The organism is Sodalis praecaptivus (assembly GCF_000517425.1).
Classification (GTDB): Bacteria; Pseudomonadota; Gammaproteobacteria; order Enterobacterales; family Enterobacteriaceae; genus Sodalis_A; species Sodalis_A praecaptivus.
This window is the reverse complement of record NZ_CP006569.1, coordinates 3,594,705-3,614,701: the sequence shown is the minus strand read 5'-3', so window position 1 is coordinate 3,614,701 and position 19,997 is coordinate 3,594,705. Positions and strand designations below refer to the sequence as shown.

Sequence of the window (19,997 nt, the reverse complement as noted above, 5' to 3'; positions counted from 1 at the left end):
CTCAGTCGTGACTTTACTATTCGCCTCGCTTTCCCGACAAAGCACAAGTGCGGTGCGGTAGTTCAGTCGGTTAGAATACCGGCCTGTCACGCCGGGGGTCGCGGGTTCGAGTCCCGTCCGCACCGCCAACCATTCAAAAACCCCGTGTTTCCCAAAGCACGGGGTTTTGTCTTTTCCAGCGCGGCGAACGTATCTTCGCGTGCTGTCTCAGTCTCCGTCTCAATCTCAATCTCAATCTCAATCTCAGTCTCAGTTTCTGTCTCTATCTCTGTCTGAGTCCCTGTTCCTGTCCCTGTTCCTGTTCCTGTTCCTGTTCCTATCTCTATCTCTATCTCTTTCCCTGTCTCTGTCTCGATTTTTCAAACCGAAGACTACGTCATGACCAAGACCTGCGCCTTCGTCTTCGTCGCGCGGCGCAAACGCAAACCGTGGCGTAGTGGGCAATCGTACGGTTGATACGTGATCCTTTGTTCATCCTGAATTTTGCGCAGCAGAGGGCGGCAGCGACGTGGTACGGGTGGCATGAGCGGGAGAATGCCGGTCATGGTTAAGGTGCGCGCAGCGCTTAATTTACCGCTTCTGTACGGGGTTTCGGCCCTATCGCCAGCGGTGAAAACAATCGCGATTTTCCGACACAAAAAGCACTAACCTCGCGCGTTATAGGACTAAACTAAAACACCGGCTCACAAAAAAGGAACTGACAATGAGTGACGCGACCGAGAACAAAAGTTTCGCTTTCAACGCCAATTACCCGCGCGATCTTATCGGTTATGCCGGAAAGCCCCCGCATGCCGGCTGGCCTGGGCAGGCCCGTATCGCGGTGCAATTTGTCCTGAATTATGAAGAAGGGGCCGAAAGTCATGTTCTGCATGGGGACGCGGGTTCCGAACAGTTCCTTTCCGATATCATTGGCGCCGCCAGTTATCCGGAAAGACACATGTCGATGGATTCGCTCTATGAATACGGCTCCCGGGCCGGTTTTTGGCGGATCCACCAGGAGTTCAGCCGCCGCGGTCTGCCGTTGACCGTTTTTGGCGTAGCCATGGCGCTGGCGCGCAACCCGGCGGTGGTGGAGGCCATCAAAGCGGCTGACTATGATGTGGTGAGCCACGGCTGGCGCTGGCTGCATTATCAGGGGGTCGACGCCAAAACCGAACGGCAACATATGCAGCAGGCGGTGAACGTGTTGACGCAACTATTTGGCACACCGCCGCGGGGTTGGTATACCGGCCACGACAGCCCTAACACCCGACGGTTGGTGGTTGAGCAGGAGGGGTTCCAATACGACAGCGATTATTACGGCGACGATCTGCCGTTCTGGACGCAGGTAACCCGGCAGGACGGCACGGTCAAACCGCATTTGATCATCCCCTATACGTTGGAGGCGAACGATATGCGCTTCACCACGCCCCAGGGATTCAACAGCGGCGATCAGTTCTTCACCTATCTGCGGGACAGCTTTGACGTGCTCTACGCCGAAGGAGAGACGTCGCCGAAGATGCTTTCCATCGGCATGCACGGCCGGATTTTGGGCCGTCCGGGACGTTTTCGCGCGCTCCAGCGGTTTCTCGATTATATTCAGCAGCACGAACGGGTATGGATTTGCCGCCGCCAGGATATCGCCGATCACTGGATTGCCCATCATCCCTACAAGGAAGCGCAACCGGCGCAGGAAGGATAACGAAAAGGAGCTCGCCCCGCTAAGGCGGTATACCTGCGCAGGCGCTCTCCCCTGTTTTAGCCGATTGACATGAACGACCCGGCAGGCGCGGTCGCCGTGCCGGGGCGTTAGCGCGCCCGGGGTTACGGCTTCAGGCTGAAACGGTCAGCATCGCGCCAGGCTGGAAATGCTTCCCGGTATTGGCGCAGCGTCGCCAACGACAGGCGGGCCTGCAGGCAGGCCGCCGCGCCCGGTTCGGCCTGCGCCAGCACCGCTCCCTGGGGGTCGATGATCAGGCTGTTGCCGCTATAATGATGCTGATTGCCGTCGCTGCCTACGCGGTTGCAGCCGGCGACGTAGGCTTGGTTTTCGATGGCGCGCGCCGCCAGCAGCGTTTGCCAATGAGCGGCGCGTGGCGCGGGCCAGTTGGCTACGTAGAGCGCCAAATCGTAGTCCTGCTGATTGCGCGACCAGAGCGGGAAGCGCAGGTCATAACACACCTGCGGTAAAATGCGCCAGCCGCGCCAGTCCACCACCACCCGTTCCTGGCCGGCCTGATAATGGTGATGCTCGTCGGCCATTCTGAACAGATGACGTTTATCATAGCGGTACGTCACGCCGTCGGGCTGCACCAGTAAGAAACGATTCACCGCGCCAGCCGGGGTGGCGATGGCCGCGCTGCCGCCTACCATCGCGCCGGTGCGCCGCGACCATTGCGCCAGCCACGCCACTACGCGCGTTTCTGGCAGGGCATTGCCGGCCGCTTCCATGGCAAAACCGGTGGTAAACATTTCCGGCAGCACAATCAGATCCTGGTCGTCGATCGGCGCCAGCAAACGGTCAAAGTGGGCCAGGTTCGCCTCGCCGTCCATCCAGACCAGCGGCTGTTGTAGCAGACTCAGCGCTAAAGTCGACATAAGCGCTCCGCGGCGGCATCCAGCGTCTGGTCGCCTTTGGCAAAGCACAGGCGAATCAGTTTATGCGGGAAGGGGGCGGCGCAGAATACCGATAACGGAATGGCGGCCACGCCGACCTGGGTGGTGAGCCACTGACAAAAGGCCACGTCGTCTTTATCGGAAACGGCGCTGTAATCCGCCAGCAGGAAATAGGTGCCTTCACAGGGCAGCAGTTTCAGCCGGCTGGGCGCCAGCGCCTGTACCAGGTGGTCGCGCCGCTGGCGGTAGAACGCCGACAACGTCTGCCAGTGCGCCGGCTCCTGGCGAAGCATATCGGCGAGAGCCAGCTGCGCGGGCGTATTGACCGCAAAGGTCAGGTATTGATGAATCTTGCGCACCTCGGCGCTCAGGGCCGGCGGCGCCACGCAATAGCCGACTTTCCAACCGGTCATATGGTAAGTCTTGCCGAAGGAGGAGACGGCGATGGCGCGCTGGCGCAGGCCGTCATGCGCCAGCACGCTCTGATGGCCGCCGGGGGCAAAGCAGATATGTTCGTAGACTTCATCGCTCAATACGTAGATTTCCCGTGCGGCGATGGCCTGCCACAGCTGCTGAAAATCGTCCGCCTGCCAGACGCTGGCCGAGGGGTTATGCGGCGTATTGAGGATGACCAATCGGGTGCGATCGCTCAGTATTTCGCCGAATTGCGCCCAGTCAACGCGAAACGCCGGGGGTTGCAGCGCGATGCGGCGCATGACGCCGCCGGCCAGCTCGACCGCCGGCCCGTAGCTGTCATAGCTGGGATCGAAACAGATCACTTCATCCCCCGGGCGCACCAGCGCGCTGATGGCGGCAAACAGCGCCTCGGTCGCGCCGGCGGTGACCGTCACCTCGGCCTCGGCGTCGGGACGCCAGCCGTAGAGCTCTGCCGTTTTATCGGCGATGGCTTCGCGCAGCGGCGCAACGCCGGTCATAGGGGCATATTGATTGGCGCCCTGGCTGACGTGCCAGGCCAGCCGGGATTTCAAATAGTCGGGACCGTCAAAATCGGGAAAACCCTGGGACAGGTTAATCGCCTGATGGCGTTGCGCCAGCGCGCTCATCTGGGTAAAGATGGTGGTGCCCAGGGCGGGGAGTTTACTTTGCGGGATAAGCGGGGTACTCATGGCTAATATGACTCCTGATAGCCGGATTTTGTGCCAATATAACATGCTGGCAATGATAGACAATCAAGACGTGTAGACGGCTAAATGTCCGTGACGATTTTGGTCAAAATTATTGAAGATAGTCAACAAATATATTCAGTGACAATCCCTGCCGAAAGCCTTCATGATGAAGGTCCTTTCGGCACTATGACGGATAGAATTGGCATGATTATGATGAAAAAGACGTTGTTACCGCTGGCCCTCGGGCTACTGCTGGCTTCGGGTATCGCCCAGGCAAAAACGGAAACCTACCATCTGGATCCCAATCATACTTCGCTGGTGTTCTCGTGGAATCATTTCGGATTTTCCAACCCCACCGCCAACTTTTCCGCTATTACCGGTACTATTGTGTTGGATGATGCGGCCATCGCGAATGCCAAAGTGGATGTCACGATACCGGTTAAAACCGTGGATACCCATGTGCAGGCGCTGAACGATGAATTCCAAGGCGCGGAGTATTTTGATCAGAAACAGTACCCCAACGCGACTTTTCATAGCACCAAAATCGTCAGCAAAGGCGACAATCGCTATCAAGTTTTTGGCGATCTGACCATTAAGGGCATCAGCCGTCCGGTGATATTGGATGCGGTACTGAATAAACAGGGCGAGCATCCGATGGCCAAAAAAGCCGCCGTGGGTTTCAATGCCACCACCACCATCAAGCGTTCAGAGTTTAAAATGGGGCAGTTCGTGCCCAACGTCAGCGATGACATCACCATCAGCATTTCGACGGAAGCGCTGGTCAAATAATATCGCGCCCCCGTTCCTGTCGCCCCGCCTCCTTGTGACGCGGGGCTTTTTTTTGCCCAGGGCCTGGACTGCGGCGCACGATCCCGCGACCGTGCGGTGCCTCGGCAGGCATGAAAACGGTGGTGTAGCCCCATTAGCGCGTTACGCGATGAATGGGGTGGGGCTCCTATCTGCTTTCGTCGCCCTATGCGCCATGACCATGTCCTCTCGGCACCATTATGCGGTACAATTATCAACAGACTTATTATCTGCCTCTTTTATGAGATAGCGCAAAACCACCGCCAGAACGGCGCTTCTCGCAATAGGGGCATTCCGGTAAACTGCAGCCGGAAAATTTCATTCATTCGCCAGCCTTGAGTGAGGGACGACCCCATGTATCAGGATTTGATCCGCAACGAACTTAACGAAGCCCTGCAAACGCTGCAAAATTTCCTTAGCGACGAGCGCCATATCCAGTCTATTGAAGATGCGGCCAAATTGATTGCCGATACTTTCAAAGCCGGCGGCAAAGTGCTTTCCTGCGGCAACGGCGGTTCCCACTGCGACGCGATGCATTTTGCCGAAGAATTAACCGGCCGCTATCGCGAAAACCGCCCGGGCTATCCCGCTATCGCCATTTCCGACCCCAGCCATCTCTCCTGCGTGAGCAACGATTTTGGTTATGAGCAGGTCTTTTCCCGTTATGTAGAAGCGGTGGGCAATCGGGGCGATGTCCTGGTCGGTATTTCCACCTCCGGCAACTCGGCGAACATTATCCGCGCCATTGACGCCGCGCGCGCCAAAGGGATGCGGGTTATCGTCCTGACCGGCAAAGAGGGCGGTAACATGGCCGGCAGCGCGGATGTAGAAATCCGTGTCCCCCATTTCGGTTATGCCGATCGCATCCAGGAAATCCATATCAAGGCCATTCATATTCTAATACTGCTCATCGAGAAAGAAATGGCGGCACAGGGGTAACCCGGTCCGGCAGGGGATCGACAGGAGAGGGGCATGTGTGAATTACTCGGCATGAGCGCTAATGTACCAACGGATATTTGTTTCAGTTTTTCCGGCCTGGTGCAGCGCGGCGGCGGGACCGGACCGCACAAGGACGGCTGGGGAATCACCTTTTATGAGGGATTGGGCTGCCGTACGTTCAAAGATCCGTTGCCCAGTATCGACTCGCCCATCGCCCGTTTGGTGCAGGATTATCCTATCAAATCCTGCGCGGTGGTCTCCCATATTCGCCAGGCTAATCGCGGCAGGGTAGCGCTTGAGAATACCCACCCGTTTACCCGCGAACTCTGGGGCCGTCACTGGACCTTTGCCCACAATGGCCAGTTGCGCGGCTATCGGACGCTGAAAACCGGCAATTTTCGTCCGGTGGGGCAGACCGATAGCGAGCAGGCGTTTTGCTGGCTGCTGGCGCGCCTGGCGGAACGCTACCCGCAAACGCCGCGCCACTGGCCCTCGGTGTTTCGCTATATTGCCGGTTTAGCGGATTCACTGCGGCAAAAAGGGATTTTCAATATGCTGCTGTCCGACGGCTGCTACGTCATGGGGTATTGTTCAAGCAACCTTTATTGGATAACCCGGCGCGCGCCGTTCGGCAAAGCCACTTTGCTCGATCAGGATGTGGAAATCGATTTTCAAAAGCAGACCACGCCCAATGACGTGGTCACGGTGATAGCCACCCAGCCGCTGACCGGTAACGAAACCTGGCAGCGGGTAGCGCCGGGGGAATGGGTATTATTCCGGCTTGGCGAGCGCGAATTGTGACACGACCGGCGCGCCGCTTTGCAGCATCAGCGGGGCGCTTATCACATATTGCCCGTTGACTACCGACACCGCCGGCGGCTGATGATGTTCAGCGAAATAGGCGTAGCCGGGCTGTAGCTGGCTCCAAAATTTATAATTGGCCGAATAGTGGTGGCGCTGCATATTTGCCGGCGTCATGCGAAACGGAAAAATATTAATTTTTACCTGCGCCTGGCCATTGAGCAACGCATCTTCCACATAGCGATAAATTTCCGCGATAGAGGTATCGGTCATGGCATAGCAGCCGATTGAGCGGCAATCGCCGTGAATCATCAGCTTAGCGCCCGAATAACCCTGTGCCCGGTCGTAATCATTGGGGAATCCGATATTAATAGCGCGATAATAATGACTGTTAGGATTCAGATTACGGGTATCAATGGCGTAAAAGCCCTCCGGGCTCATGAAATCACCTTCGCGCCGTTTCGGACCCAGACCGCCGGAAAACTTGCAAATTTGAAAGCTGTCCACTAGATGGTAGGCGTTGCCCATCTTGGCATAAAGTTCCAAGATACGCTCTTCTTTAAAGACCTGAATAAATACCGGTGAGCCTAATAATTGTTGCTTAAGTTCCTGGCCGACTTTTGCCTGATCGCTGGCGTAGCCGTACGCCGGGAATAAAAAAAGCATCGCCAACAGCAGCGCGAATCTGCGCATTGTCATTCCTGTTTCATCAAAATAAATGAGCGGCCGGCGACGAATGTGACCGGCGGGTCTGTCAACTGCCCGCGGGCAATCAGCGACAAGATATCACTGCGTATTATTTTATCAAGATACGTTTTGTATAGATGAGAATCCTTACTGTATACTTGTACAGGTTAAGGGGGCCGGATGCGTAAAATCATACATGTCGATATGGACTGCTTTTTTGCCGCGGTCGAAATGCGCGATAATCCGCACCTGCGCGACATCCCGCTGGCCATCGGCGGCAGCGCCGATCGCCGCGGCGTCATCAGTACCGCCAATTATCCGGCGCGGCGCTATGGCGTGCATAGCGCTATGTCCACAGCCATGGCGCTAAAACTCTGCCCCCATCTCACCGTAATCCCCGGCCGCATGGCGGTGTATAAAGAGGCGTCGGATCATATCCGCTCCATTTTCGCCCGCTATACCTCGCTCATTGAGCCGCTGTCGCTGGATGAGGCGTTTATGGACGTTACCGACAGCGATTGCTGCGAGGGTTCCGCCACCCTAATGGCGCGCGCCATCCGTCAGGAGATTGCCGATGAGCTGCGGCTAACGGCCTCAGCGGGCGTGGCGCCGGTTAAGTTTTTAGCGAAAATCGCCTCCGATCTCAATAAACCCAACGGCCAATATGTCATTACCCCTGCCGCCATGCCGGCGTTCTTGCTGCAACTGCCGCTGGCGAAAATCCCGGGCGTCGGCAAGGTGACCGCCAAAAAACTCGGCGAGATGGGGCTTGTCACCTGCGCCGACGTGCAGCAATTTGATTTGGCGACGCTACTGCGCCAATTTGGCAAATTCGGCCGGGTAATTTGGGAACGCTCGCACGGCATTGATGAACGGCAAGTGTCCGCCGACCGGCTGCGCAAGTCGGTCGGCGTCGAACGCACCCTGGCGCAAGATATCACCCGCTGGGAGGCGTGCGAGGAGATTATCGACCACCTCTACCCCGAGCTGGAGCGGCGCCTCGCCCGGGTGCGTCCCGACCTACAGATTGCCCGTCAAGGTATTAAACTCAAGTTCGCCGATTTTCAGCAGACGACGCAAGAGCATGTCTGGCCGCGGCTTAATAAAACGGATCTGCTAGCCATCGCGCGTCAGGCCTGGGAACAGCGCCGCGGCGATCGCGGCGTTCGGCTGGTGGGGTTACATGTCACGTTAATGGATCCGCAGCTGGAACGTCAATTGCTGCTGAATTGGGAAGAGGAGCGGAACTCCCCCCCTTTAGGCCCGTAGCGGCCACTGGCCACACGCTTCAGGCGCGGGCGGTGAAAACGTCACCCTCTGACCCATAAGCGGGTCGCTCTGGGCGTCGGGGCCGGCGGGTTGATAGGCTGCGTAAAAGAGAGTGTCCGGCGCCGGCTACCAGGCCAGCGCCGGGCTGGCTCACGCCTTGACGGGGATCGCTTTTAGCAGCGCGGTCAGCAGCGTCCAGTATTGGCCAACGCTCGCGATATGCACTTGTTCATCCGGCGAATGCGGACCGGTAATGGTCGGCCCGATGGAAACCATATCCATATCGGGGTAGGGTTTTTTGAACAGCCCGCATTCCAGACCCGCATGGATGACCTGAATATTGGGCGTTTTGTTAAACAACTGCCGATAGGTATCGCGCACCACATGCATCACCGGCGAGTTGGCGTCCGGTTTCCATCCGGGATAGCTCCCCTTGGCAACCGTGGTGGCGCCGGCCAGCCGTCCCAGCGCATGCAGCATCCCTTCCACTTGCAGCTTGCCGCTGTCGATAAGCGAGCGAATAAGACAGCGGATTTCGGCTTTGTCGGCATCCATCGACACTACGCCGACGTTTAGCGAGGTTTCCACGACGCCTTTCACGTCATCGCTCATCCGAATAACGCCGTTCGGCATCGCATGGAGCAATGCGATAAGCCGGTCGCCGCAGGCTTTGGTCAGCGCCTGCCCGTCATGCTGGCTGTCGCTGACCTCCAGCACCGGTTTTTTCTCGACCGCCGCCAATTCGCTCTCAATCATCGCCAGATAGGCGCGCGCCTGGGTGCGCAGGGTGTCGACATCCTCGCGCGGCAGCGCCAGGATAGCAAACGCTTCGCGCGGAATGGCGTTGCGCAGCGTTCCACCATTAATATCCAGCAGACGAATGTCCAGCGTAGCGCAAAAATCCGCCAGGAAGCGGGCCAGCAGCTTATTGGCGTTGCCAAGCCCCAGATGGATATCGCCGCCGGAGTGGCCGCCTCTTAAGCCCGTCAAGGCCACCCGCACCTTGTGATATCCGGCCGGCGCCGTTTCGCGGCTGAGCGGTAGCTGGGTTTTGAAGTCAACGCCGCCGGCGCAGCCCATATAGATTTCGCCTTCCTCTTCGGAGTCGGTATTGATGAGGATCTCGCTCTGTAGCCAACCGGGCTGCAGGCCGAAAGCGCCTTCCATCCCGGTTTCTTCGGTCATGGTCAGCAGCACTTCCAGCGGACCATGTTCCACGCTATCGTCGGCCAGCACCGCCAGGGCCGACGCCATGCCGATACCGTTATCGGCGCCGAGCGTCGTGCCGCGCGCCTTGACCCATTCACCGTCTATCCAAGGCTGGATGGGATCTTGGGTGAAATCATGAGTGGTATCGCTGTTTTTCTGCGGCACCATATCCAGGTGCGCCTGCATCGCCACCGGACGGCGATTTTCATAACCCGGCGTTGCCGGCTTGCGAATCAGGATATTGCCCACCTGGTCGCGTTCGGCGAACAGACCCTTTCCCTGCGCCCACTGTAGGATATGCGTGGCCAGCGCTTCCTCATGGTAGGACGGGTGTGGGATTGCGCAAATGTTGGCGAAGATATCCCACAGCGGCTGGGGCGTAAGTTGAGACAAATCAGACACGATAAAAACTCCTGTGATATCGTAAAAACCGCGCTGGCGGCGGTGAGCGGCCAGCGACGGAACAACCCGAGTCAACTCAGAATACCACTTTACTTTACCAGAGGGTGAAACTGAGGTTAAAAAGGGGGAGGTACTGGTATTTAGACGGCTGCGTCTCTATAATCCCGCGCAACCTTTTTTCCCCTGAGACTTTTTAAGCCGACCCAAGCCGGCTGGGACTGAATTTATGAGCGAAAAATACGTCGTCACCTGGGACATGTTGCAAATCCATGCGCGCACCATGGCCAAACGCCTGCTGCCCGCTGAACAATGGAAAGGGATTATCGCGGTCAGCCGCGGCGGTCTGGTGCCGGGCGCATTGCTGGCCCGCGAGCTGGGCATCCGCCATGTGGATACCGTATGCATCGCCAGCTATGATCACGACAACCAGCGCGATTTGAACGTGTTGAAACGCGCGGAAGGGGACGGCGACGGGTTTATCGTGGTTGACGATCTGGTGGACACCGGCGGGACCGCCAAAGCGATTCGCGAGATGTACCCCAAGGCGTATTTTGTCACTATTTTCGCCAAACCGGCCGGCCGACCGCTGGTGGATGATTACATCATCGATATTCCGCAGAACACCTGGATTGAGCAGCCTTGGGATATGGGCGTGGTGTTTGTACCGCCGCTGGCGGGCAAATAGTCCTTCTGCCACCAGGGAGGAGCGTCCTAGCGGGCAGATAGCCCTACTACCGTCAGGGACATGTACAGATAGTCCTTCTGCCCGCCAGGGGGGCGCACAGTTGCGCAAAGCGCGGTGGCGGCTAACGAGTGTATAGGCCGCTTCAGGCCGTCAAACCCGCGGCGGGCCTTCGGTGCGACGGCCGCTTAAGGCGTTAGCGCAATCATCGCTTGGAACTCCGGGGTCATTGTTGCCACGGTATTCCCTTATGCGGCGACAAACACCGTTTTCCTGACGCCCGGCACCGCCGGGCGTTTGTTTTTTGCTGGCTGAATGGTTAACCTTGCAGGCATCGTTCTGGTAATCCAGAACCCGTCTTTGGAGACGATGCTCAATGGCAGCAGAAAACAATCTGAGCGAAACCCTATTCAAACCTTCGGTCAAACACCGCGAAACCTCCACGCTGGTGGCCCGGGTCCATCACGGCGGGCAAAAAAGCATATTGTCGGCGCTGGACGGCGCTAATCCCGGCAACTGGTACCGGTTAATCAACCGCCTGATGTGGATTTGGCGCGGTATCAACCCGTGGGAAATAGAAGAAGTGCTGGCGCGTATCGCCGCCAGTCGCGCGCCCCACACCGACGACCGGCTGCTGGATACCGTGATCGGCTACCGCGGCGGCAACTGGATCTACGAATGGTCGCACCAGGGCATGGCCTGGCAGCAGCGTGCTATGGAGAACGTCGACGGCGATGCTGCGGCGCGCGACTGGCTACAGGCGGCCCGCTTTTACAGCATCGCCAGCTATCCGCATTTGAAAGGGGATATGCTGGCGGAACAGGCGCAGACGCTGGCCAACCACGCCTGGGAAGAAGCGGCCAAGCACCTGCCGCATGAAATCAAGCAGTTGGATTTCCCGGTCAGCGGCGGCGGCAATGTTACCGGTTTCTTGCATCTGCCGTCGACGGGGCGAGCGCCTTATCCAACGGTGTTGGTGTGCGGCAGTCTGGATATGCTGCAAAACGATACCTATCGGCTGTTTCACGACTATTTCGCCCCCGCCGGTCTGGCGATGTTGACTATCGATATGCCCTCGATCGGCTTCTCCGCCAAATGGAAACTCAGTCAGGACACCAGTTTTCTCCATCAGCAGGTATTGCGTGGCCTGGCAGCCGTTCCCTGGGTTGACTCGCGCCGCGTTAGCGCTTTCGGCTTTCGCTTTGGCGCCAATATCGCGGTAAGACTCGCCTACCTTGAACCGCAGCGGCTCAGGGGCGTCGCCTGCCTCGGTCCGGTGGTGCATGCGTTACTGACCGACGGCGAACGCCAGGCTAGGGCGCCGAACATGTATCTCGACGTGCTGGCGAGCCGCATCGGCATGGCGGGGGTCGCTGATGGCGCGTTGAAAACCGAGCTTAATAGTTACTCTCTTAAAGTGCAGGGCCTGCTCGGCCGCAGCTGTCCCACGCCGATTCTGGCGGGCTGCTGGCCTGACGACCCCTTTAGCCCGCCGGCCGAGGCGCAGCTGATTGTCTCCTCTTCGCGGGCGGGAAAGCTGTTGCCGATTAAGGAATCGCCGCTGTACCGCAATTTCCATCTGTCGCTCGCGGAGATCAGCCGCTGGCTGAAAACAATTTGAAACGTTAATATAGCACTACCGTTTGTTTGCTCTTTAAGGTGAACAATAAGCAAAGTGAGGTTATAGCATGGCGTTAGTGAGTGGGCATCCCCGGGGCAAAGTGTTGAAAGGCTTTACCGCCCTCGGCCCGTATATCCGTGAAGGTCAGTGCAGCGACAACCATTTTTTCTTCGACTGTCTCGCCGTTTGCATCAACATGCAGCCCGCGCCTGAGAAACGTGAGTTTTGGGGCTGGTGGATCAATTTGGAAGCGGAAGCGAAGCGTTATACTTATACGTACCATCTGGGTAAATTTGACAAAGAAGGCAAATGGACCGAGAGCGAATTCAGCGACCAGGAAGTCATCGATAAATTGGAGAGTTCACTGCGCGCCTTTCATACCCGGCTGCGCGCCTATATCGCAACGATGAATATGAAGCTGGAGCCTGCCGACGCGTTTAAAGAACAGCCATTCAGCCTAACCGCCTGATTTTCCGCTCCTGCTTTCTCATTCGTTTCGCGCTATGCTGGCAGGCATAGCGCTTGAACCCCCTCGGCGGCAGGCAACCATTAAGTCAATCAACATCCTTAACGGCAGATATCGTTATGAACAGCAGCCAGACTCTGGTGGTAAAATTAGGCACCAGTGTCCTCACCGGCGGTTCGCGCCGGCTTAATCGCGCGCACATTGTCGAACTGGTGCGCCAATGTGCTCCGCTGCACGCCGCCGGACACCGCATTATCATCGTCACCTCCGGCGCCATCGCCGCCGGGCGGGAGTATCTCAATTATCCCGACCTGCCCGCCACCATCGCCTCCAAGCAGCTATTGGCGGCGGTAGGGCAAAGCCGCTTGATTCAGTTTTGGGAGCAGCTGTTTTCTCTCTACAATATCCATATTGGTCAAATGTTGCTCACCCGCGCCGACATGGAAGATCGAGAACGTTTTCTCAACGCCCGCGACACGCTGCGCGCCCTGCTGGATAACGGCATCGTGCCGGTGATTAATGAAAATGATGCGGTTGCCACCGCTGAAATCAAAGTGGGCGACAACGATAATCTTTCGGCGCTGGTGGCTATCCTTGCCGACGCTGACAAGTTGCTGCTGCTAACCGATCAGCCGGGGCTGTTTTCCGCCGATCCGCGCACCCACCCCGACGCCGAGCTGATTCGCGAAGTCGAAGGCATCAATGACGCGCTGCGCAAGATGGCCGGCGGCAGCGTTTCCGGTCTCGGTACCGGCGGCATGGCAACCAAATTGCAGGCGGCGGAAGTGGCCAACCGCGCGGGAATCGAAGTCGTGATAGCGGCCGGCGGCAAACCGGGCGTGATTGGCGATGTGATGGTCGGTGAATCGGTAGGCACCCGTTTCCATGGGCAAAAAATGCCGCTGGAGAGCCGCAAACGCTGGCTGTTCGGCCCGCCGCCGGCGGGGGACATCACTGTCGACGATGGCGCGCAAAAAGCGATATTACAGCGCGGCAGCTCGCTGCTGCCCAAAGGGATCCTGGCGGTGGAAGGTGATTTTTCCCGCGGGATTGTGGTCCGTATCCTCAGCTCCGACGGTCGCGATATCGCTCATGGCGTCAGCCGTTATAACAGCGATGCCCTGCGCATGATTGCCGGTCAACACTCCCAGGACATCAGTGATATTCTGGGCTATGAATATGGGCCCGTGGCCATCCACCGTGACGATATGATTTTATGTTAAGGAACGCACATGCTTGAGCAAATGGGCAAAGCGGCGAAACAGGCTTCATGGCAGCTCGCGGTATTGAGCAGCGCGCAAAAGGATCGGGCGCTGGAGGCGATTGCCGATAGCCTGGAGGCCAATAGCCAAAGCATCCTCGACGCCAACGCGCAGGATATGGCGGAGGCGCGCCGTAACGGCCTGAGCGACGCGCTGCTGGACCGCCTGCTTTTGAACCCGGCGCGTCTTAGCGCTATCGCCGCGGACGTGCGACAGGTGTGCCGCCTTACCGATCCGGTGGGCCAGGTTATCGGAGGCCAGCGGTTGGACAGCGGGCTGTCGCTGGAGCGTCGCCGGGTACCGCTCGGCGTAGTGGGCGTGATTTATGAAGCTCGCCCCAACGTGACCGTCGATGTCGCGGCGCTGTGCTTGAAAACCGGCAACGCCGTGATTTTGCGCGGCGGTAAGGAAACCTTCCGCACCAATGCCGCTACGGTAAAGGTCATACAGCAGGCGCTGACGGGCTGCGGCCTGCCTGCAAGCGCGGTGCAGGCCATCGAAAACCCGGATCGCGCGCTGGTCAACGCGTTGCTGCGCCTGGATCGCTACGTCGATATGCTGATCCCGCGCGGCGGTGCAGGCCTACACAAGCTGTGCCGCGAACAGTCCACGATTCCGGTTATCACCGGTGGGATCGGCGTTTGCCATATCTATGCCGATGACACTATTGATTTCGAGCAGGCGCTGCCGGTGATTGAAAACGCCAAAATACAGCGCCCCAGCGCCTGTAACTCGCTTGAAACGCTGCTGGTACACCAGCGTATCGCCGAACATTTCCTGCCGCGTCTGAGCCGCCATATGCACGCGCTGGGCGTCACGCTACACGCCGATGACAACGCGCGTCCCTATCTGGCTGACGGTCCCGCGACCTGTGTTGCCGTGACCGAGGCCGATTACCATGACGAATGGCTGTCCCGCGACTTGAATGTCAAGCTGGTGGACGGTCTCGACCAGGCGGTGGAACATATTCGTCATTACGGCACCCAGCATTCCGACGCCATTCTGACCCAATCGATTCAGGCGGCAGAACGCTTCGTACGCGAAGTGGACTCCTCGGCGGTCTATGTCAATGCCAGCACCCGTTTTACCGACGGCGGACAGTTTGGCCTTGGTGCCGAAGTGGCGGTCAGCACCCAAAAACTGCACGCCCGCGGGCCAATGGGTCTGGAAGCGTTAACGACTTACAAATGGATCGGCTACGGCGACAACCTCAGCCGGCCCTGAGTACTGCGGCGGTTTTCCGGCCAACAAAACCGCGTTGGTTGACCCCACGACTGGCGCTGGAAAACACGCCTGCGATACACGCAAGCAGCCCGGCCAGGCTAACCACGCCGCCGGGCGGCATGAGGCTCTTAGGCTATTGCGGTGGCGAGACTGATGTCGCGGAAGGGATGCCTCGAAAGGGGCAAGATGCTGCAATTATCAGCACTTGCACGCGCGCCTATTGACTCTTTTCCCAGTTTTGCATAACGTGTGCACCCAGATTAACGCCCGCATGATCATTTCTCCATGCCGATATAGCTCAGTTGGTAGAGCAGCGCATTCGTAATGCGAAGGTCGTAGGTTCGACTCCTATTATCGGCACCATTCAAAACAACAAGTTACAAAGTTAAAATTACACATGCTGTAACATCTGTATAGATTTGAGCTATAGCGTCTTTTGCTTGTGGAAGCGGTCTTTACTTTTTCAAGCTTGCTACGACGACCGGTAAATGGAATGTCCCGCTTTTGTAACACCCAACCCGGCTCTAGTACATCAAGGCGGTTTGGCTAAAAAATGCGATAAGGGGTAAACGGGCAGCCAAGATAGCTCAGTTAATGCTACGGAACGGCCAGCGCAGCGAAACTCTTTAGTTTGAATTGTGCGATAGGCGCAGGATGGTGGAAATTGGACGATCGAAAAAGTCATACGGCAATGTCACACGAATCACCTCTGTCAACAACGGCGCAGGCAGCGACGTGCGGTTATGACCCACTTACCAACGAGAAAGCCCGCTCTGATCGGGCGGGCTGACAGTGCATGAAATGGTTCATAAGCATTACCAGCAAAAGTTCACGCCTTCTCTGAGGAGTTTTTTGGGTACATAATTATTTAATCCGACATGATGGCAATAGTCTATGAGTCCGTTTACTGAATTGACGCTAATTTTTTCATAGATTCTTAGCAATCTATTCTCTACTGTCCTATGAGAAATATATAACTTAGGGGCTATTTCTTTGGCCGGAATGCGCTGTATGGCATAAAAAATTATTTCAAGCTCTCTTTCGGTAAACAAATCCACTGGTGGTGTTAGCGTGATTACTGATGGCTTGAGAGCGTTGAAGAATTGGCCGATGGATATAAAGCTAAATTTCCTTTGATAAAGTAGTGACCCAATAACCTCACCTTCACTGTTATGTATAGGGAATTTGGGTGAATAATAAGGCTCAAGTATGCAATCCCTCCCAAAATATGAGGTTATGATCACCTCCGCTGCCCCTTTATCCTTTTCGGCCTTTCTGTCTTGAGCCTGGAACTCGGCGGCGAACGCCGCTATGGGATGGGGAAATTCATCATCGCGCCGGCCTTCGAAGTCGAAGAGCTTTGGAAGATTCAACCACTTTTTACATGCATCATTAATATATTGAACTCGTGATTCCTTATCTTTAATAGCGAAAGGAATTTTAGAGTGCTCCATCAAAGCGATCAATGGTACTTTTTGGAGTCCAGCAATAGGCGTCATTGTTTCTGATGATTTAAGTTTACTCTCCATGAAACTATCTCCATGACATAATGCGTTGTGCAATTGATTTGAATTCGCTGCAAGAGTAAAAATCACATATTTATTCACTGGCGTAAAGAGTACATTCTCCCAACTCGGTAGATAGTGATTAGGAGATTATCTTTTTAGGAATTAGGCCGAAAAATCTTAATGTCATACTAGTAGTCACCTATTAGCACTCTAAGACATGTCGGGCTTGAGTGGGGACCTTGGGCTTACAGCGTTCGGCGTTCTATTTGACGGTTAACGGGGCAAAGGCCATTCTATGGGCTGGTTTTAAAGCATCGGCATTCCAGGTCAGGCGTGATTGCAATCTTATACTCCGCGTCTGGAGAAGCGAGCGCTGATGAAAGGTATTATAAAGCTACCTCTTTGTTGTTAATCCAAGCGCATTGAATGTTTCTGCTTTTATGTGACCAGTTACATTGATATAAACGACTTTTCTAAGTCGGGGTACCACAATTGCTGATGAACCATCACAGAACTTGATATCCGTGCGGGCGGTGGCCCTTAAGATTTTAACTAAGGCACTGGTAGTCACGCATCCCGAGCTTTTTATGTCATCTGCCGCTGAATTAAATAAGAATTGCCTATCAAATAAAGACACACCTTTGGTCCAAGAGGTCATCATTGTTTACTCCAGGTAAAAACCGTAAGCTAGATGATTTTAGCGTGGATTAAATTAATAAATCGCTTCTTTCGTAAGGTGAAATTGTATTGAAAATTAGCGGGTTCGCCGCTTTTAGCGCACTGAGCATTCCTCTACTCGCCAGCCTGATGCCGATGTAAGGGGGTGCCGAAACATCTTACGCCGCAGGTGGACGACATTCGTTATCGACCTGCCGCCCTCCATTCATGTTGTTTCTCAAAGAAGGGTAGCGCTGAACCAGCCGGCCTCCGGTCTGTTTTCAGCGCTGCCGGCCCAGTGCCGCCCGTAGCACCGCCCTCTCTGGCATGGCTTCAGTTGCGGTGGCGACAGGCGGGCGCCATTGTGTCGCAGTGCGTAGTTAGCCGCTTCACTTTAGGCACGTCGCTGCCGCAAACGTATTACTACAGGAAAAAACGCAGCATCGGAGAAGACCTACTCACGGCAGATCTGGCTGGCGGGTACGGGAATGTCGGGCTCGGCATCGTTGGGAGGACGCATAATCTGTCGGTGAGAAAATGCTTCTTTATAGCAACACCACTTAAGGGATGATGAAAAGACGTGTAGCAGAGTAGGGTGTGTATTAATGAAGAACACATTAATAACTTTGAATCGGGATTAAAGAGGTTTGCAAATGACAAAGACGACGCTGTAGCGATCGGTTCATGCTCACCAAGAAAAAAGCTTACCCTGAAGGTTTCATTAATACGATATGAAAGCCCGCGCTATCATAGCGGGCCCGCGATGCATGCGCCTTTTCATCGTCGTTATCAGCAAAGGTTCGCCCCTCCTCAAAGAAGCATTCTAGGGACAGAGTTTATTCAGCCAATGTGGTGACAGTACTCTAACGGGCCAGTGAAAAAATCGCCATTTGATTGATAATTTATCTTTTTCGCAGGATTGTTGGTTCCTAAAATTCCATTTTCTCTATTTCGTATGAAAAATATAAGTGAGTATAATTCAAAGAGCCGTTCGCTCCAGAAATATATGGTTGAAATGAACTTCACGCCCTCTTGGCTTTGTTCCGCTTTACGATCTTGAGCTCTGTATTCTGATTCCTTTGCTGCCCATTAGCATGGGAATTCGGAAGCTTTGTTTCCTTCGTAATTTGAATTTTTTGCCATAAATTAGAAATCCAGGTGGCGTTTATTTGTATAGCGTTAATGGGATTCTGTATCTTTGATCGCGCAGGGTGGATAGGTATACTCTAGCATGAACTTTATTGACAGTTTATCATCAGAGTAATGGTTAATGATTTAGTGGGGTCTGGTGAGCTGTTCTTCTCCATGATTTATTCTCCTATGAGATTTTCTGTCTGACCGTAGCGAACTGGGCGTTAAAAATCATATTTTCATTCGTTGAATAAAGAGTATATTACCCCATTTTTTAGAGATCGGTATCTCATTAATGTGTGAGCGATTAGAAAATTTAAGAATAACATGGTAATATGTTCATTAACGAGATCATCTTTTAAACCTCAGGGGGACAAAATAATCACTCTTGGTAAACGCTTGCCGTTATTGAGGCTGCGCCGAAGTCTGTCGGTCTCCTTGATCGCAGCAAGCTTTGCAGTAGAGTGAGTGTGACATTGTCGGTGAAAAGGCGTGTTGACATACTTCATTGCGTCAGTTGCGTCAGTTGCGTCAGTTGCGTCAGTTGCTATACCTCGCGCTTTGGTGGAGTACTACTAAGACAGTTAATCGTCTCAGCTCATCCTTATCTCCATTATCTCCATTATCTCCATTATCTCCATTATCTCCATTATCCCCATTATCTCCATTATCCCCATTATCCCCATTATCCCCATTATCCCCATTATCCCCATTATCCCCATTATCCCCATTATCGCCTTTGCCTTAGGCCATAAGGTGGCACTCGACTAACCGGATAATGCGCCCGCTCTGCCCTCGGTCATATCAACGCAGTCCCCCCTTCTCCCCCGCATCAACCTGGCCCACTTCAATGTGACCTTTATCTCGCCGTTATTATCTTTTAGACGCTCCTCTTCAATATCGTAAAGCCATCCTATGACGACAGTGAGCTGTTTAGAAAGCCGGTGACATTGGCCTATGCATAAACACGCGGATGACCACCGCATGAAAGCCGTATAATGCCGCCAAAAGGCTGTTTTCTGACTGAACGAGGGCCGTCAGTTCACTTTGGCGTTTGCTGTCGCAGTATAATAGTAAGATAAAGCCTAATTTACAGGGTGATTGTTGAAGTGCCTCTGCGATATATCTACAGCACCCTTGTAGGATGGCTGATTATCTAAATGAAACCCAAACGAACAAGCAGTTAATTGTTTTTGAATTGTTGGTTTTTGGTGTTTTTTTAGTATATGTGATGAGGGTTTTTCTTGAATTTTAATTAGTTGGCATAAAAACTATTATTGTTAACATTATGAAAATATTGATTTTTTCATGATCACTAATTGGATTTGTCAATATGAGTGTTCACGGGAGAAAATTGCAGGCACTAAGTCACTGGTTGAAAACCGGTTTGAATTTTATATATCAACATGTGATAATCCATTTCAGATGATAACCCACTACTAAAATTAAAAACCAAAAAAGTCAAAAGACAAGAAAACATCTCTGCCCTCTGCCTCTGTTGCTTTACACAGGAAGTCTCTAAAACTGAGTTTCTAGAAATGGATAAGTATTGCTGCGGTCACCTAGGAGGAATGTAATATTGCCAAGTCAGCATCAGGACGCTTTCTATT

At 54.7% G+C, this 19,997-nt stretch carries 17 protein-coding genes and 2 tRNA genes; 12 read left to right on the top strand and 7 right to left on the bottom strand.

The genetic code is table 11. The features are described 5' to 3' along the window. Positions 1-51 precede the first annotated feature (51 nt). Together SANT_RS16130 and puuE are read left to right on the top strand one after the other, a co-directional pair. Positions 52-128 (top strand) — tRNA-Asp (locus tag SANT_RS16130). 575 nt (positions 129-703) lie between these two features. Next, positions 704-1,681, top strand: coding sequence for an allantoinase PuuE (gene puuE / locus SANT_RS16125; protein ID WP_025423300.1), 978 nt, complete (start codon positions 704-706; stop codon positions 1,679-1,681). 122 nt (positions 1,682-1,803) lie between these two features. Here puuE and SANT_RS16120 read toward each other — a convergent pair whose 3' ends face one another. Then, positions 1,804-2,577 carry an amidohydrolase gene (locus tag SANT_RS16120; RefSeq protein WP_025423299.1) on the bottom strand — a complete coding sequence of 258 codons (774 nt, stop codon included), beginning with the start codon at positions 2,575-2,577 and terminating at the stop codon, positions 1,804-1,806. Then, positions 2,565-3,722, bottom strand: coding sequence for a pyridoxal phosphate-dependent aminotransferase (locus SANT_RS16115; RefSeq protein WP_025423298.1), 1,158 nt, complete (start codon positions 3,720-3,722; stop codon positions 2,565-2,567). Before SANT_RS16115 ends, SANT_RS16120 begins: the two co-directional genes overlap by 13 nt. Before the next feature lie 204 nt (positions 3,723-3,926). Between SANT_RS16115 and SANT_RS16110 the strand changes: the two genes are divergently transcribed. The 3 genes from SANT_RS16110 (at position 3,927) to SANT_RS16100 (ending at position 6,269) form a co-directional block, all read left to right on the top strand. Then, positions 3,927-4,511 (top strand): YceI family protein, encoded by a 585-nt coding sequence (locus SANT_RS16110; protein ID WP_025423297.1) that lies wholly within the window; start codon positions 3,927-3,929, stop codon positions 4,509-4,511. Between the two features lie 372 nt (positions 4,512-4,883). After that, positions 4,884-5,468 (top strand): D-sedoheptulose 7-phosphate isomerase, encoded by a 585-nt coding sequence (gene lpcA / locus SANT_RS16105; protein WP_025423296.1) that lies wholly within the window; start codon positions 4,884-4,886, stop codon positions 5,466-5,468. A gap of 33 nt (positions 5,469-5,501) precedes the next feature. Continuing rightward, complete coding sequence (locus tag SANT_RS16100) at positions 5,502-6,269, top strand: class II glutamine amidotransferase (RefSeq protein ID WP_025423295.1); 768 nt, start codon at positions 5,502-5,504, stop codon at positions 6,267-6,269. Here the strand turns inward: SANT_RS16100 and dpaA are convergent. Next, positions 6,240-6,962, bottom strand: a complete 723-nt coding sequence (gene dpaA / locus SANT_RS16095; protein ID WP_025423294.1) for a peptidoglycan meso-diaminopimelic acid protein amidase — start codon at positions 6,960-6,962, stop codon at positions 6,240-6,242. The two genes, SANT_RS16100 and dpaA, sit on opposite strands and share 30 nt — an antisense overlap. Before the next feature lie 174 nt (positions 6,963-7,136). Here dpaA and dinB point away from each other — a divergent pair, with 174 nt between their 5' ends. Next, on the top strand, positions 7,137-8,225 hold the full coding sequence (dinB, locus tag SANT_RS16090) for a DNA polymerase IV (RefSeq protein WP_025423293.1): 1,089 nt from the start codon (positions 7,137-7,139) through the stop codon (positions 8,223-8,225). Between the two features lie 150 nt (positions 8,226-8,375). On the opposite strand, the gene pepD is transcribed toward dinB, so the two are convergent. Next, positions 8,376-9,836 carry a beta-Ala-His dipeptidase gene (pepD, locus tag SANT_RS16085; RefSeq protein WP_025423292.1) on the bottom strand — a complete coding sequence of 487 codons (1,461 nt, stop codon included), beginning with the start codon at positions 9,834-9,836 and terminating at the stop codon, positions 8,376-8,378. 226 nt (positions 9,837-10,062) lie between these two features. On the opposite strand from pepD, the gene gpt reads away from it, so the two are divergent. From gpt to SANT_RS16055, 6 genes are all read left to right on the top strand, one after another. Continuing rightward, positions 10,063-10,521 (top strand): xanthine phosphoribosyltransferase, encoded by a 459-nt coding sequence (gpt, locus tag SANT_RS16080; protein WP_025423291.1) that lies wholly within the window; start codon positions 10,063-10,065, stop codon positions 10,519-10,521. 373 nt (positions 10,522-10,894) lie between these two features. Next, entirely contained in the window at positions 10,895-12,139 is a 1,245-nt protein-coding gene (frsA, locus tag SANT_RS16075; RefSeq protein ID WP_025423290.1) for an esterase FrsA, read from the top strand. A gap of 67 nt (positions 12,140-12,206) precedes the next feature. Then, positions 12,207-12,608 carry a sigma factor-binding protein Crl gene (crl, locus tag SANT_RS16070; RefSeq protein WP_025244418.1) on the top strand — a complete coding sequence of 134 codons (402 nt, stop codon included), beginning with the start codon at positions 12,207-12,209 and terminating at the stop codon, positions 12,606-12,608. A gap of 116 nt (positions 12,609-12,724) precedes the next feature. Further along, the gene (gene proB / locus SANT_RS16065; protein WP_025423289.1) at positions 12,725-13,828 is read left to right on the top strand and encodes a glutamate 5-kinase; all 1,104 of its coding nucleotides are present in this window, start codon (positions 12,725-12,727) and stop codon (positions 13,826-13,828) included. Positions 13,829-13,837: 9 nt separating this feature from the next. Next, positions 13,838-15,091 (top strand): glutamate-5-semialdehyde dehydrogenase, encoded by a 1,254-nt coding sequence (proA, locus tag SANT_RS16060; RefSeq protein ID WP_025423288.1) that lies wholly within the window; start codon positions 13,838-13,840, stop codon positions 15,089-15,091. A gap of 287 nt (positions 15,092-15,378) precedes the next feature. Next, positions 15,379-15,454 (top strand) — tRNA-Thr (locus SANT_RS16055). Between the two features lie 452 nt (positions 15,455-15,906). On the opposite strand, the gene SANT_RS16050 is transcribed toward SANT_RS16055, so the two are convergent. The 3 genes from SANT_RS16050 to SANT_RS24520 form a co-directional block, all read right to left on the bottom strand. Then, positions 15,907-16,620 (bottom strand): helix-turn-helix transcriptional regulator, encoded by a 714-nt coding sequence (locus SANT_RS16050; RefSeq protein WP_025423287.1) that lies wholly within the window; start codon positions 16,618-16,620, stop codon positions 15,907-15,909. A 373-nt stretch (positions 16,621-16,993) separates the two neighbouring features. Then, on the bottom strand, positions 16,994-17,260 hold the full coding sequence (locus tag SANT_RS24265) for a hypothetical protein (RefSeq protein ID WP_148296312.1): 267 nt from the start codon (positions 17,258-17,260) through the stop codon (positions 16,994-16,996). Between the two features lie 1,720 nt (positions 17,261-18,980). Beyond that, positions 18,981-19,118 carry a hypothetical protein gene (locus SANT_RS24520; protein WP_237234623.1) on the bottom strand — a complete coding sequence of 46 codons (138 nt, stop codon included), beginning with the start codon at positions 19,116-19,118 and terminating at the stop codon, positions 18,981-18,983. Positions 19,119-19,997 lie beyond the last annotated feature (879 nt).

Bases quoted from the DNA above. Each gene is read 5' to 3' on its own strand.
- puuE (WP_025423300.1), top strand. From the start codon at position 704: ATGAGTGACGCGACCGAGAACAAAAGTTTCGCTTTCAACGCCAATTAC.
- SANT_RS16120 (WP_025423299.1), bottom strand. From the start codon at position 2,577: ATGTCGACTTTAGCGCTGAGTCTGCTACAACAGCCGCTGGTCTGGATG.
- SANT_RS16115 (WP_025423298.1), bottom strand. From the start codon at position 3,722: ATGAGTACCCCGCTTATCCCGCAAAGTAAACTCCCCGCCCTGGGCACC.
- SANT_RS16110 (WP_025423297.1), top strand. From the start codon at position 3,927: ATGATTATGATGAAAAAGACGTTGTTACCGCTGGCCCTCGGGCTACTG.
- lpcA (WP_025423296.1), top strand. From the start codon at position 4,884: ATGTATCAGGATTTGATCCGCAACGAACTTAACGAAGCCCTGCAAACG.
- SANT_RS16100 (WP_025423295.1), top strand. From the start codon at position 5,502: ATGTGTGAATTACTCGGCATGAGCGCTAATGTACCAACGGATATTTGT.
- dpaA (WP_025423294.1), bottom strand. From the start codon at position 6,962: ATGCGCAGATTCGCGCTGCTGTTGGCGATGCTTTTTTTATTCCCGGCG.
- dinB (WP_025423293.1), top strand. From the start codon at position 7,137: ATGCGTAAAATCATACATGTCGATATGGACTGCTTTTTTGCCGCGGTC.
- gpt (WP_025423291.1), top strand. From the start codon at position 10,063: ATGAGCGAAAAATACGTCGTCACCTGGGACATGTTGCAAATCCATGCG.
- frsA (WP_025423290.1), top strand. From the start codon at position 10,895: ATGGCAGCAGAAAACAATCTGAGCGAAACCCTATTCAAACCTTCGGTC.
- crl (WP_025244418.1), top strand. From the start codon at position 12,207: ATGGCGTTAGTGAGTGGGCATCCCCGGGGCAAAGTGTTGAAAGGCTTT.
- proB (WP_025423289.1), top strand. From the start codon at position 12,725: ATGAACAGCAGCCAGACTCTGGTGGTAAAATTAGGCACCAGTGTCCTC.
- proA (WP_025423288.1), top strand. From the start codon at position 13,838: ATGCTTGAGCAAATGGGCAAAGCGGCGAAACAGGCTTCATGGCAGCTC.
- SANT_RS16050 (WP_025423287.1), bottom strand. From the start codon at position 16,620: ATGGAGAGTAAACTTAAATCATCAGAAACAATGACGCCTATTGCTGGA.
- SANT_RS24265 (WP_148296312.1), bottom strand. From the start codon at position 17,260: ATGATGACCTCTTGGACCAAAGGTGTGTCTTTATTTGATAGGCAATTC.
- SANT_RS24520 (WP_237234623.1), bottom strand. From the start codon at position 19,118: ATGGGGATAATGGGGATAATGGGGATAATGGGGATAATGGGGATAATG.